This is a genomic window from Prevotella sp. DNF00663 (assembly GCF_001553265.1).
Lineage (GTDB): Bacteria > Bacteroidota > Bacteroidia > Bacteroidales > Bacteroidaceae > Prevotella.
On record NZ_KQ960584.1, the window covers coordinates 1 to 13167 of the forward strand.

A 13167-nucleotide genomic window follows, 5' to 3' on the forward strand; every position below is an offset into this window, starting at 1 on the left:
AAAGAGGGGGTATCAATTTTGACACACCCTCTACCAATGGCGATAATAATCGAGTCTGAAAGACTCCCCTATATGTCGCATTTTATGTGTTAGATAATATAATGGGAAGTCTCATGGTCGGCAGGAGTCTTTATATTAGTAGTGTTGGGACAGCTGTGGAAGATTTTCCGTCTCTACTATTGCCTTGATAATGCCTGTTCATTGGGATACTAGTGCGACATGTTACCCCTCCATACCCTTATGCTATCTTCCTCCAACAACTAAAAAACTTAACAACTAACATACTACTTTTCCATTCCTTTCATCTGCTTTTTATATACGAAATGCAGGATATATCCCGATTTTTATGTACATTTGCTAACGCAAGCTTGATTCCATTGGCTGGCAACGTTCTCACAATGGAGTTGCTGCAGGGACGAGGCAAAGATGCTGCATCGGCTTGGCAGCAATGCTGAAGAAGCTATGCAGTGATGTTGCAGGGGCTTTGCAGTAGCCTCTCCCCAGCCCTCTCCCAAGGAGAGGGAGAATAAATTGAGTAGACAAATAAACCGGTTTACTGATGAAAGCGATCTCTAGTAAGGGGAAAGGCCATATATATACGTATTTTATATAGTAGCTCTACCAATTCAAATATCGTAGATATAACAACAAATTACCTAATAATAACAACTACAAATCGAATGAAAAGAAAACTCGTATTAACGATGTTGGCTCTCCAAGTGGGTTTCTGTGCATGGGCGCAGAGCGTACGTCCGGCTATCAAACCAGATGCCAACATAGAGAAACAAGTGAAAGAGCAATTGTCTAAGATGTCGTTGGACGATAAAGTGGGACAGATGTGTGAGATAACGATAGACGCTATCACCGACTTCTCCAAGGCAAAGACCGGCTTCGCATTGTCGGCCGTGCAGACCGATACCGTACTCAGTAAATACCGAGTGGGCTCGATTCTAAACGTCCCGTTGAGCGTTGCGCAGACTCCCAAGGTATGGCGTACACTCATCAGCGAACTAAATCGCAAGTCGATGGCGGTCAATGGTATTCCACAGGTGTATGGTGTAGACCAGATTCATGGTGCTACTTATACCATGGGTGCTACTTTCTTCCCCCAGCCCATTGTGCAGGCTGCATCGTTCAACAAGAATATTCCCTTTCGTGTGGCAGAAGTTTCGGCCTACGAGAGTCGCGCTTGTCTCATCCCATGGGTATATGCTCCGGTGATGGATTTGGGTAGAAATCCCAACTGGCCACGTATGTGGGAGAGCTTCGGAGAGGACGATTACGTGAATAGCGTGATGGCTGTGCAGGCTGTGAAAGGCTATCAAGGTCCCGATCCTAACCACATCGATATGAACCACGTGGCTGTAAGCATCAAGCATTTCATGGCTTACGGTGTACCGGTAACGGGTAAAGACCGTACGCCCTCGATGATAACAGAGCGTGAACTCAAGGAGCGTTACTTTGAACCGTTCAAACATTGTGTGGAGAATGGGGCGTTAACGCTGATGGTCAACTCTGCTTCCAACAACGGAGTGCCTTTCCATGCCAACAAAAAATTGTTGACCGATTGGCTCAAGGATGGCTTAAACTGGGATGGAATGATAGTTACCGACTGGGCCGACATCAACAACTTGTACACTCGTGAACATGTGGCTGCCGACAAGAAACATGCCATCGCTATGGCTATCAATGCTGGTATCGACATGAGTATGGATCCCTATAGCGTGGATTTTTGTACGCTTCTGAAGCAAGCCGTGAACGAAGGACTTGTTCCGATGAGTCGTATTGACGATGCGGTGAGCCGTATCTTGCGTTTCAAATACCGCGTGGGACTCTTCGATAAGAAGACATGGGACAAGCCGGAGAGGATAGCTAAGAACTATCCCGATTTTGCTTCGTCCAAGTTTGCAGCCGAGGCTACACGCTTCGCAGAGGAAGGTGAGGTGCTATTGAAGAACGAAGACGGTATCCTTCCGTTGAAGAAAGATACGCGAATACTCGTTGCCGGACCCAATGCCAACACACTCCGTGGTCTCAATGGTGGTTGGTCGTACACATGGCAGGGCGATAAGACCGACCAGCTGGTGGGTGATAAGTACAACAGTATCTATAAGGCTTTGGCCAATAAGTTCGGTGCTGCGAATGTGACGTTGGCCGAAGGTGTGCGCTATAAGGCTGGTTCCGACTGGGAAGCAGAGGATGCTTCTGATTTGGAGAAGGCTGTAGCTGCAGCTGGAAACAGCGATGTCATCGTGGCATGTGTGGGTGAAAACTCGTATTGCGAGACTCCCGGAAACTTCAACAGTTTGATGTTGAGCGAAAATCAGCGCCACTTGGTGAAGGCATTGGCAAAGACCGGTAAGCCCATTGTTTTGGTGTTGAACGGTGGTCGGCCACGTATCATCAACGATATTGTGCCTCTGTCGAAGGCTGTGGTAGACGTGATGTTGCCCGGAAACTATGGTGGTGATGCGCTCGCCAACCTGTTGGCAGGCGATTGTAACTTCTCCGGTAAATTGCCATTTACCTATCCTCGTACCACCAGTTCGCTGCATACATACGACTATAAGGTGAGCGAGAATCAGAGTACGATGGCAGGTAACTACAATTACGACGCTAAAATGGATGTTCAGTGGCCGTTTGGTGCAGGCTTGAGCTATACCACTTTCAAGTATAGTAATTTGCGTGTGAACAAGACTTCGTTTGATGTGAACGACGAGTTGACAGTGTCTGTAGACGTAACGAACAGTGGACAGAAAGCCGGAAAAGAGGCTGTGCTGCTGTATTTCTCGGATGTTGTGGCTTCATTGGTTCCCGATAATCGCAATATGTGCGGCTTCGACAAGATAGATTTGCAGCCCGGTGAGACGAAGACCGTGACCTTGAAGGTTCCCGCCCGTTCGTTGGCTTTTGTCAATAGTGATATGAAATGGGCACTTGAAGAGGGTGAATTCTTGTTTCATTGTGGTAATCAGCAGGTGAAACTGAATTGTACCAAGACTGCTACTTGGGAGTAAGAGTAGCTGTATAGAGATACGAAACTACGGTCATAAGCAAGATTTTTATGACTGTATCTTGGTCCGATAGGACAACCCTTTTGAATAGCTGGATGCCTTGATGCTTCCGGAATGATAGGGAACAAAAAAAAATAAGTCTGAAAGACTTCCCATTGCATTGTCGGATTAAATATCCATTGTGTTACAAAGGGGAGTTTTTCAGACTCGTTTTTTACTGTCATTGTTACCGTAGGCCTAAAGGCCTACGGCTATGAATAGGCTGTCCTTTGGACAGAAATATACTATGTTATGAATACGAGGAAGGCTTAATCCTAACTACCTTTTTTGTTAATCGAAAGGATAGACGATGCCTAGTTGTCGCCGAATCTCATCCATCTGTTTCATGATACGGATGGTTTCAGCATGCGGCATGTAGGGAGATTCGAGCCAACCATGCTCTATGGCTTCGATAGAAGCACGTACTTCGTACTCGTAACCGGTGATATGAGGTGGATGGGGAATGTGCTTGATGGGTTGATAGTTGCTATCGTATACAGTGATAGATTGCGGATGATTGAAGTCTTCGACGATGATTTGACCGCAATCGCCCGATATGATGCCTTGCTTATCGGTTCGAGCGTACATGGAACAAGCCAACAGAGCCATCTGATTGTCGGGATATATCTGCGTGATGGAGGTTTGGGCATCCACACTGCTGGGTGCTTTGATACAGTGGGCATACATTTCTTTCACGTCTGTACCAAAAAGCATGGCGGCGAAATTGAGGGCGTAGACGCCCAAATCAAGCAGTGCACCACCGGCCAACTCTGGCTTCTTGACGCGTTCAACGTCCTTGATAGGATATCCAAGGTTGGCTGCTATCATGTAAGGAGTGCCGATAATGCCCGAATCCACCAACTCTTTGAGCGTGGCAGAGAGAGGAAGATAGCGCGTCCAAATGGCTTCGGTGATAAATGTGTTCTGCTCTTTGGCAAGGGCAAAGAGTTGTTCGGCTTGCCGTGCATTGCCTGTAAAAGCCTTCTCGCAAAGCACCGGCTTGTAATGACGCAGGCACAGTGAGGCATGTTCAAAGTGGAAATTATGGGGTGTGGCTACGTAGACAAGGTCTACATCCGGGTCGTTTACCATCGCTTCATACGAACCGTAAGCCTTTCGGAATCCCCATTTTTGTGCGAATTCATCGGCTTTTTGTTGATTACGTGAGGCTATTGCATAGCATTCAGCCTCTTCCATTCCAGCTATGGTATGAGCCATTTTAGCGGCAATCTTGCCCGCTCCGATAATTCCAATCTTGTATTTCTTCATATCAATTGATTAATTCAAATTATAGGTATGTACGCTTGTACCCTGTGCAGAAGGCAGATAATTGATACCCCACCAGCACATTTGCAACAGCACGAAGCTCACGATGAGTATCCAAAGGGCTGCTTTGGGGCTGCTTCGGCGGTCGAGTCGCAGATGGATATAAGCTAAATAGGCAAACCAAGTGGCTGCCGCCCATGTCTCTTTCGGGTCCCACGCCCAGTAATGTCCCCATGCTTCTTTTGCCCATAAAGCCCCGAAGAGCATGCCGATGGTGAGGAATGCCCATCCCACATAGACGAGGTTGTCGCAGATGTCGAACTCTTTTTCGGTGACGACCGACTTTTTCAAGAACAGCAGATAGCACGCCATGACAAACGCTGCACCCAAGATGGCGTAGGCAAACATATATACGATGACGTGTGGAGCGAACCAAGGACTCTGTAAAGCAGGCATCAATGTCTTGCTATGTATCTCTGGTTTGAAGATATTGATGCACACAAAGACTGTTGCAAGGAGCGTGCTGAAAGCGAGAATCCACTTATATCGCCATAGCGAATAAACGATGATACCGGTCAAAGGCAGGAAGAACGAATACCACAGGCGGGTTTCTCCCATCGTACGTAAGGGTGGGCGTTCGAGCGAATTCCACAATCCGAGGATGTAAGCGAAGAACACCAATAGGCCGATACCAGTGAGAATATAGGCCCATTTAGTGATGTTTTTCCAAGCAGCATACGCTCCCAGTGTCCAAAGCCCCACTGCTATGGTAGCGAAAATGATAAATTCATGCCATGTCATAAGGCTTCTCCTCCTTTCTACGTTGTGCAAATACGAACATTAAAATGGCTCCGGCAAGCATCAGGAAGATACCTATATAGACCATAGGGAGCCACGGATCGGTCACGAGTTCAAAGATACTCATATTGCTCCACTTACCCATTTGCTCGTCATAACTTAGTTGATAAATCTTCCAACCGGCCACACTGAAAGGTTTGTTTACCTCTATGGTGGTGGCAAGGTGTTTGCCTTGTTTGGTGAAGACCTCTACCTCGGAGGCGAAACGTTGCGGTTCGCGGGGTGGAGTGGCTAAACTGACGTGCTTGTTGAGGCGTAATACTTCTGCCGGATACATGTAGCTGCCCCCAGTAACCCATCCTTCCACCTTTCGACCGGTTTTCGATTGCACGGCTTCCACATGCAAAGCACACTCTGCTCCGCTCGATTTCCACTCTTTATAAGTATATTGTGGCGCCTTGTGAGGGTCTTTAGAGGGCACCATACGAGGCGCAGCTTCGTCGAAACGTTGCGTTACCTTGATACTCCATGAGCCTAAAGTACCACCTTGAAATTTGTCATCGATGAGCAGAGTTTGCGGTTTTTTGCTCAACGGCATATTGTTCTTATTGTCGACAATGACCAGTTTGGGTGGATATTCGTCGATGGAAAAGCGGTTCAACTGGAGTGCTAAAGGTAGCTCGTGCATCGTACCGTGACTGTCGAAAGCACGCCATTCGGGTTGCCCTTCCATGCAATACATCTTCAACCGCTGCATGTCGGCACTGCCCAAGGTGCCACATACGACCACTAAGAAGAGCCCTAGATGGCTGATGATAGCCGGTAGGGCTCGACGGCGGAAATGGATAAGCTGGTGAACGGTGGCTAGTCCGACGATGAGTGTAGCCCATAGATAGGTCAAGATGAACGGCCATGAACTTAACATGCGGCTGAATCCCAAGGGGTCGGTGGGTGCATGGTCGGGTGGAAGTTGCTTGACCAGTCCCATGATGACCGTCAATAAAGCCGCAAAAGCGACGGCCGGAACGGCAGCCTGTGGTGTTATCATAAAACGAAGAGCGTAGATTCTGCCTCTAAGAGCATAACCTACGCCTATGCTCATCAGTATGATGGCCAATAGAAAGATGTTTACCGGCCACGCCATCAGTGCCCAATCAATGCCTCCTATAGTAAGTTGAAGCAAGACACCTGTTAACAGTAAGCCTGCTCCGATGGCACTTCCTTCAATGATTCCCCAAGGTTTTTTCCACATAAGTGTGTGTGTTTAGTATTTAGCGGGAGTTAATGGAAGAACGAGGCTAAGTGTATTTAGCTCCCGTTACCTCTATTAACTCCCGACAGGAAAGTTCTTATAGTCTACCAATTCTTACATTGGTTGTGCGATGAAACGCTTGTTTTGACGTGCTTTCTCAATCCAAACAGGAACTACCGTTTTCAAGAATTCCTGCTTCTTTTGCTTTAACAACGGCATATTTAAACCGATGTAAGCCTGAGCTTTGGCCTTTGTTGAGATGTCGGGCAATGGAATATCGCCGGTGAAACCGTGACGTGCCACGACTTTAGCTACTTGTAGACGAGCATCTTTAGCATATTCCATGGCTGCAGCGAGTAATCTCATCACCTCTTGAGGGGCATGGAAAGCGGCTCCATGACTAGCTAATGCGTAGTCCCAACGCCATTGACTCTTGCGTAAATCGTCGAGAACATGCTTCATCTCAGGCTCTGTAGCTCCCTTATCCCAAGCAAATTTGGCTTCGATATGTGCATAGGCCAACTCTGAGTTCACTTTGACGGCAAAGTCGTACACTTTCTTTTGGCGCTCATAAACATTCTGACGGAGCGTCTCGGCATCCTGTCTATGGCAAGTCTGACAGGTGCGATCAATGTGTGCCAACGGACTCATAACGTGGTGATCGGTGTACTTGATGCCACCTTCTTGGATGTATGGCATGTGGCAATCGGCACAACTGACACCGCGCTGAGCATGGATTCCTTGCAGACTCATCTCGTATCCGGGGTGCTGAGCCTTTAAGATAGGAGTTTTAGAGAGTGGGTGTATGTAGTCGTAGAAGCCTATACTATCGTAGTAAGCCTCTGCAGCTTCGCAGGTCATACCCTTCTCTTGAGGGAAGTGCAAGTAGTTGTTGTTCTCTTTTTCAAAGTAGTATTCGGTGTGACATTGCGCACATACGAGTGAGCGCATCTCTTGATGTCTAGCTTTGCGCACGTCTTTACCTACGCGTTGCCATGCTTCGTAGAGAGCAGGACGAGCCGGGCGAAGCTCCATGGTACGTGCATCGTGGCAGTCGGAACAGCCCACGGTGTTCATCACTTGGTTGCCCCAATCGCTCCACTTGGCTCCATAGAAAGCGCCAATACCTTTCTCTCGCATCAGTCGGGGTACGTCCGGCCCCTTACAAGTCCAACAAGTACCGGGTTGCATCTCCTTTCCTCCCTCTACACCGGGGGCTCCGGTACGCAATATCTTACGCAGATCTTCGAGGCAATGACGGTGTCCACGCGGGGTGTTATAGTTCTGTGAGAAAGCATATCCTGCCCAAATGACGCAGATAGCTGGTTGTTTTTCCAATATGTCTACTTCTCTTGAACCATTGTATAGGCTTACAAACGAAGTGTCTTCCGTCATAGACCACGTCTCATACTCGCGTGGGAAGTCTTCTTTGAACTTCTCGTTCTGCGATACAATGGAGTCATTGAACATCGTCCGGCGATTGTTGAACACGCTTGCTACTTCGGCACGGCGCTCCAATAGCGAACTAACGATGAGTCCAAGCACGAATACTATGACCATAGCTCCACCGAAAAGGAGCCATCCTTGCCAACGTTTTAATTGCTTTGCCATATCTCTGATATTTTAATTTAAGTTTCGTATGTATGCTCAATAGAGGAGTTATCGGGATTTAAAGGGAGTTAGGAGGAGTTCAAAGGGAGTTATCGGACAAATGTCTGTTATCTCCTGTTACCTCCCGTTATCTCCAGTTAACTTCTATTTAATTCTATCCATCCTTCAACTTGCGAAAGTTTGGTTTTGATTATTCGTTTAATCGTGATATTATTTGGTAGAGTGTCCTAGCAAATGCTGCAACCATTCGGGGACAGGAGAGCTGGGAATAGGTGTTTGGGTTTCGCCCCATGGTGTGCTCGATAGCGTATTCATGCCACCGTGTGGTACGTTGCGGTGACAGTCCCAGCATGCCATTCCCTCGCCACGCTTGGCCATCATGTAGTCTATACGTCCCGTCTTGACAAACTCCTGATTCAATTGTTTGTGGCAACGGATACAGTTGTCCATGATGACTTCGGAACTTGCGGTCTCTGCCCTGATAGCTTGAGCCTCACTATTGGTTACGAAATAGGCCACATGTTTCATACCGTCGACCCCTTTAAAGAGGTATTTCATGGCCATATTTTGGTGAGGTACGTGACAATCGTTGCACGTTGCGTCGCGTCCATGGCTGGAATGTTCCCACGTTTGATAGTAAGGTGTCATGATATGACAGTTGACGCAGGCTGCCGGATCGTCGCCAATAAGATATGTGTGCATGCGTAAGAGGTATAAGAAGAGGGCTATCAACCCCACGATAACACCGCTAAGAACGAGCAATGTTATTTTCTGTCTCTCCGACAGGCGGTCTTTCCATGTGATGAGCTTACGAAAATCCATAGGCCATAATCAGATTATTGTTCGCAAATATAATCATAAATAAGGATGCGAGTTGTCAATAATTCAGAAAAATATCCTTATTTATGAGGAAAAGAAGTATTTTTCTTGTTTGCGAGAAATTATGTATCTTTGTCGGCAAATGAAAATAGGCAATATAGAATATGGTCGACATCCGGTGTTTCTGGCGCCGATGGAAGACGTTACCGACATAGGTTTCAGACTGCTATGCAAGCGTTTTGGTGCTTCCATGGTGTATACCGAGTTTGTAAGTGCCGAGGCTTTGGTGCGCTCCATCAAGTCGACGGTGTCGAAACTCACTATCAGTGACGATGAGCGCCCGGTGGGAATACAAATCTATGGGCGCGATGTGGAGTCGATGGTTGAGGCTGCCAAGATCGTGGAAGAAGCTCATCCGGACGTCATAGATTTGAATTTCGGTTGTCCAGTGAAGAAGGTGGCGGGCAAAGGTGCAGGTTCGGGCATGCTACGCACTATCCCCTTGATGCTCGATATTACGCGTGAAGTGGTGAAAGCCGTGCATACGCCGGTGACTGTGAAGACTCGATTGGGGTGGGATACCAACAGTTTGATTATCACTACATTAGCCGAACAGCTGCAAGATTGCGGTATCCAAGCTTTGACTATCCATGGTCGTACGCGCTCACAGATGTACACTGGCGAGGCCGACTGGACGCTGATAGGCGAGGTAAAGCACAATCCGCGTATCCATATTCCCATCATTGGCAATGGCGATGTGACTTCTCCGGAGCAGGCTGCCGCTGCTTTCGACCGCTACGGTGTGGATGCTGTCATGGTGGGGCGTGCCACTTTCGGATGCCCATGGATATTTAAAGATATCAGAGACCATCTAGATGGCAACGTCGATGCTACGCCGTTGACTCTTGATGAGAAGATTGATGTGCTTGAAGAACAATTGCGTATTAACATCGAACGTATTGATGAATACCGCGGTATACTCCATACGCGTCGCCATTTGGCTGCCAGTCCCATCTTCAAAGGTATTCCCGATTTCCGCCAAACGCGTATCGCCATGCTGCGTGCACAGAAAGCCGATGAGTTGATGGAGATACTGGAACAGTGCCGGGATCGGTTGAGAGGCTAGATAGATAAAAATTAAAAGGTGTTGAAATGACTCTCTTTATGGAAGCGTAAAGGCATTTGACTATGCAGAGGTTTGGCGTTTCGGGCAAGCCTAAAGTCGTAGAAACTGGCATGTTTAACGTCTCATACCTTCTATTATTTCTCATTTCTTATTTCTAACAAGTCTGCTTGTTGGCTCATTTATTTGTTAACCGGCAGATTGCAACGGCTAGTCAACATTACTGTTCGGGTTTTGCAGCATTGCAGAAAAGGCGAGGCAGTAAAGCTGGTGTGCCTTTGCACTCTACTAGTTGACAAGTAGACGGGTTGACAAGTGAACGGGATGAGTTTGTAAGTGATTTTGTTTTTAAGTTCGTTAGTTGTTGGAATCGTATTTCATGAGGGTTTGTAGGGATACGATATGTTGCGTCCGTTGGGAATCTACAGCTATATTTACCTCATTCTTTTTATAATTTCTCACCGCAATGTTTGCAGAATCGGTCGTTAGGATCGACTTTGTTACCACATCGGGGGCATTTGCCGTGCTCCACTTTTTGAGTGGTTTCATCGACAAAGGTGGCGGTAACGATACCCGTGGGGATGGCGATGATGGTATAACCAAGCAGCATGACGAAGGCCGAGAGCAGTCGTCCGAGAGGTGTGGTGGGTGTGATGTCGCCGTAACCGACGGTGGTCATGGTGACGATGGCGTAATAGACGGACGTGCCAAGGTCGGTAAATTGGGTGCCGGGTTGATTACCTTCTACGAGATACATGAGTGTTCCGATACACGTAACGAGTATCAAAACGAACATGAAGTAAACCATAATCTTGCGCATGCTGCGTCGAAGGGATTGCAGGAGTAGGTAGCCCTCGTTGAGAAAGCTGAAGAGCTTGAAGACGCGGAAGATGCGAATGAAGCGGAACGAGCGCAACAGTATCATGTAGCGTGCGCTTGGGAAGATGATACTGAGGTAAGGTGGAATGGTGGAGATGAAGTCGATGACGCCGAAAAAACTAAGGGCATAGTCCTTTGGGCGTGGCGAACAATAGAGTCGGGCGCAGTAGTCGATGGTGAAAAGTACGGTCATGAGCGCCTCTAATACTTCCAAGATGTACTTGTAGGTGAGTGCCAACGACTGAATACTCTCTATGAAAGCGACAATGATACTGACAAGAATGACGATGATGAGTGCCACGTCGTAGGCTTTACCTTCGGGCGTATCGGCTTCGAAGATAATGTTATAGAGACGCTTCCTCTCCATCCATGTTGGTTTCTTCATATTGCAAAAATAGTAATTTTCCGGATACTTAGGATGTAACAGGGTGAAAATTGCTGAAAACGTTTATTTCTTTTATCTGTTCTCCCTTTGCCATTAGTAGTAAAAATCGTAACTTTGCAACAATAATAGAAATGGATTTGTCGGTCGAAAAATGAAAGAGAACGATGAAACCATTTCTCGACTAGGATAATAAAAGAACAAATACTAATAAGTACTTCATTATGGCAAAGAAAGCTTTATTGATGATTCTCGATGGATGGGGAGTCGGAAAGCATGGAAAAGGAGACGTGATTTATAATACACCGACTCCTTATTTGGATTATTTGACAGCTACATCGGCTCACTCACAGTTGATGGCTTGCGGTGAAGACGTAGGTCTGCCCGATGGTCAGATGGGTAACTCTGAGGTGGGTCACTTGAATATTGGTGCCGGACGTATCGTTTATCAAGATTTGGTAAAGATTAACCGTGCTTGTAAGGACGGTTCTATTACCAAGAATCCGGGTATCGTTGCAGCTTACAGTTATGCTCAGAAGACCGGTAAGAAACTCCACTTGATGGGCTTGACTTCTACCGGTGGTGTGCACTCTTCGCTCGACCATCTGTTCCGTTTGGTAGAGATAGGTAAGGAATATGGGTTGAAGAATCTGTTTGTACACTGCTTTATGGACGGTCGCGATACCGATCCGAAGAGTGGTGTGGGCTTCATTCAGGAGCTTACTGATGTATGTGCGAAGAACGATGCCAACATTGCTGACATCGTAGGTCGTTTCTATGCTATGGATCGCGATAAGCGTTGGGACCGTGTAAAGACTGCTTACGATCTCTTGGTGAATGGTGAGGGTAAGGCAGCCAGCGATATGGTGAAGGCGATGGAAGAGAGTTATGCTGAGGGTGTGACCGATGAATTCATCAAACCTATCGTTAACAGCACTGTAAATGGTAAGATTGAGGAAGGCGACGTAGTAATCTTCTTCAATTATCGTAACGACCGTGCCAAGGAAATGACACAGGTGTTGACACAGCAGGATATGGATGAGCAGGGTATGCACACCATTAAGGATTTGCAATACTTCACTATGACTCCGTATGATGCGAACTTTAAAAACGTAACTGTGCTCTTCCCGAAAGAGAATGTACAGAATACATTGGGTGAATATCTCTCAGGTTTGGGTAAGAAACAGTTGCATACAGCCGAGACAGAGAAGTATGCTCATGTGACATTCTTCTTCAATGGTGGTCGTGAAGCTCCTTATGAAGGTGAAGACCGTATCTTGGTGGCATCGCCAAAGGTGGCAACTTACGACCTGAAACCTGAGATGAGTGCTTACGAAGTGAAGGATAAATTGGTGGGAGCTATTAAGACTCAGCAGTACGACTTCATCGTGGTGAACTTCGCTAATGGCGATATGGTAGGTCATACAGGTATCTATAATGCTATTGCTAAGGCTGTGCATGCTGTAGATAATTGCGTGAAAGAGGTTGTTGAAACGGCTAAGGCGAATGATTACGAAGCCATTATCATTGCCGACCATGGTAATGCTGACAATGCAATCAATGAGGATGGTACGCCTAACACGGCTCACTCTTTGAATCCGGTGCCATTCATCTATGTTACAGACAATAACAGTGCTACGGTGAAAGACGGTCGTTTGGCCGACGTGGCTCCATCAATCCTCCATATCATGGGCTTGGAACAGCCTACCGATATGACTGGTGAGAATCTGATTTCTGATACCGGTGAGTTTATCGCTGCAAAGTATTAAGCTCGTAAAGAAATAAAATAAAAGCGCCTGCATGATTACCATGCAGGCGCTTTGTGGTTTATTGATGGACAGAATTATAATTCTGCTAATAGTTGTTGAATCTCTTTTTTAGTGATAGTGCTTTGTTCTTCCTTATCGTAGATGGCCAGTAAAGTGATGATACCGTCTTCAATATCAATGATAGGAGAACTCTGCAAAACTCTTAGTTTAGAAAT

9 protein-coding genes are annotated in these 13167 nt (G+C 46.8%); 3 read left to right on the top strand and 6 right to left on the bottom strand.

Annotated features, from left to right (window positions below; all coding sequences use genetic code 11):
* The first annotated feature begins 680 nt into the window (after positions 1-680).
* Positions 681-3017 carry a glycoside hydrolase family 3 N-terminal domain-containing protein gene (locus HMPREF3034_RS00380; RefSeq protein ID WP_062432320.1) on the top strand — a complete coding sequence of 779 codons (2337 nt, stop codon included), beginning with the start codon at positions 681-683 and terminating at the stop codon, positions 3015-3017.
* 327 nt (positions 3018-3344) lie between these two features.
* On the opposite strand, the gene HMPREF3034_RS00385 is transcribed toward HMPREF3034_RS00380, so the two are convergent.
* From HMPREF3034_RS00385 to nrfH, 5 genes are all read right to left on the bottom strand, one after another.
* Positions 3345-4322 (bottom strand): Gfo/Idh/MocA family protein, encoded by a 978-nt coding sequence (locus HMPREF3034_RS00385; protein WP_062432323.1) that lies wholly within the window; start codon positions 4320-4322, stop codon positions 3345-3347.
* Between the two features lie 9 nt (positions 4323-4331).
* Complete coding sequence (gene ccsA, locus HMPREF3034_RS00390) at positions 4332-5120, bottom strand: cytochrome c biogenesis protein CcsA (protein ID WP_036896166.1); 789 nt, start codon at positions 5118-5120, stop codon at positions 4332-4334.
* The gene (locus tag HMPREF3034_RS00395) at positions 5107-6369 is read right to left on the bottom strand and encodes a cytochrome c biogenesis ResB family protein (RefSeq protein ID WP_062432328.1); all 1263 of its coding nucleotides are present in this window, start codon (positions 6367-6369) and stop codon (positions 5107-5109) included. The genes ccsA and HMPREF3034_RS00395 overlap by 14 nt, the downstream gene beginning before the upstream one ends.
* A gap of 114 nt (positions 6370-6483) precedes the next feature.
* A complete protein-coding gene (gene nrfA / locus HMPREF3034_RS00400; protein ID WP_062432331.1) occupies positions 6484-7980 on the bottom strand; it encodes an ammonia-forming cytochrome c nitrite reductase in 1497 nt (498 codons plus the stop codon).
* Positions 7981-8190: 210 nt separating this feature from the next.
* Positions 8191-8802 carry a cytochrome c nitrite reductase small subunit gene (gene nrfH, locus HMPREF3034_RS00405; RefSeq protein WP_062432334.1) on the bottom strand — a complete coding sequence of 204 codons (612 nt, stop codon included), beginning with the start codon at positions 8800-8802 and terminating at the stop codon, positions 8191-8193.
* A gap of 139 nt (positions 8803-8941) precedes the next feature.
* Between nrfH and dusB the strand changes: the two genes are divergently transcribed.
* Positions 8942-9925 (top strand): tRNA dihydrouridine synthase DusB, encoded by a 984-nt coding sequence (dusB, locus tag HMPREF3034_RS00410; RefSeq protein ID WP_036896158.1) that lies wholly within the window; start codon positions 8942-8944, stop codon positions 9923-9925.
* A gap of 445 nt (positions 9926-10370) precedes the next feature.
* Here dusB and HMPREF3034_RS00415 read toward each other — a convergent pair whose 3' ends face one another.
* On the bottom strand, positions 10371-11186 hold the full coding sequence (locus HMPREF3034_RS00415; protein WP_036896156.1) for an ion transporter: 816 nt from the start codon (positions 11184-11186) through the stop codon (positions 10371-10373).
* Positions 11187-11407: 221 nt separating this feature from the next.
* Here HMPREF3034_RS00415 and gpmI point away from each other — a divergent pair, with 221 nt between their 5' ends.
* Positions 11408-12952 (top strand): 2,3-bisphosphoglycerate-independent phosphoglycerate mutase, encoded by a 1545-nt coding sequence (gene gpmI, locus HMPREF3034_RS00420; RefSeq protein ID WP_036896154.1) that lies wholly within the window; start codon positions 11408-11410, stop codon positions 12950-12952.
* Positions 12953-13167 lie beyond the last annotated feature (215 nt).

What these genes read in the sequence shown, in the direction of transcription:
- HMPREF3034_RS00395 (WP_062432328.1), bottom strand. Translation starts at nt 6,369, where the DNA reads ATGTGGAAAAAACCTTGGGGAATCATTGAAGGAAGTGCCATCGGAGCA.
- HMPREF3034_RS00415 (WP_036896156.1), bottom strand. Translation starts at nt 11,186, where the DNA reads ATGAAGAAACCAACATGGATGGAGAGGAAGCGTCTCTATAACATTATC.
- nrfA (WP_062432331.1), bottom strand. Translation starts at nt 7,980, where the DNA reads ATGGCAAAGCAATTAAAACGTTGGCAAGGATGGCTCCTTTTCGGTGGA.
- nrfH (WP_062432334.1), bottom strand. Translation starts at nt 8,802, where the DNA reads ATGGATTTTCGTAAGCTCATCACATGGAAAGACCGCCTGTCGGAGAGA.
- HMPREF3034_RS00380 (WP_062432320.1), top strand. Translation starts at nt 681, where the DNA reads ATGAAAAGAAAACTCGTATTAACGATGTTGGCTCTCCAAGTGGGTTTC.
- HMPREF3034_RS00385 (WP_062432323.1), bottom strand. Translation starts at nt 4,322, where the DNA reads ATGAAGAAATACAAGATTGGAATTATCGGAGCGGGCAAGATTGCCGCT.
- ccsA (WP_036896166.1), bottom strand. Translation starts at nt 5,120, where the DNA reads ATGACATGGCATGAATTTATCATTTTCGCTACCATAGCAGTGGGGCTT.
- gpmI (WP_036896154.1), top strand. Translation starts at nt 11,408, where the DNA reads ATGGCAAAGAAAGCTTTATTGATGATTCTCGATGGATGGGGAGTCGGA.
- dusB (WP_036896158.1), top strand. Translation starts at nt 8,942, where the DNA reads ATGAAAATAGGCAATATAGAATATGGTCGACATCCGGTGTTTCTGGCG.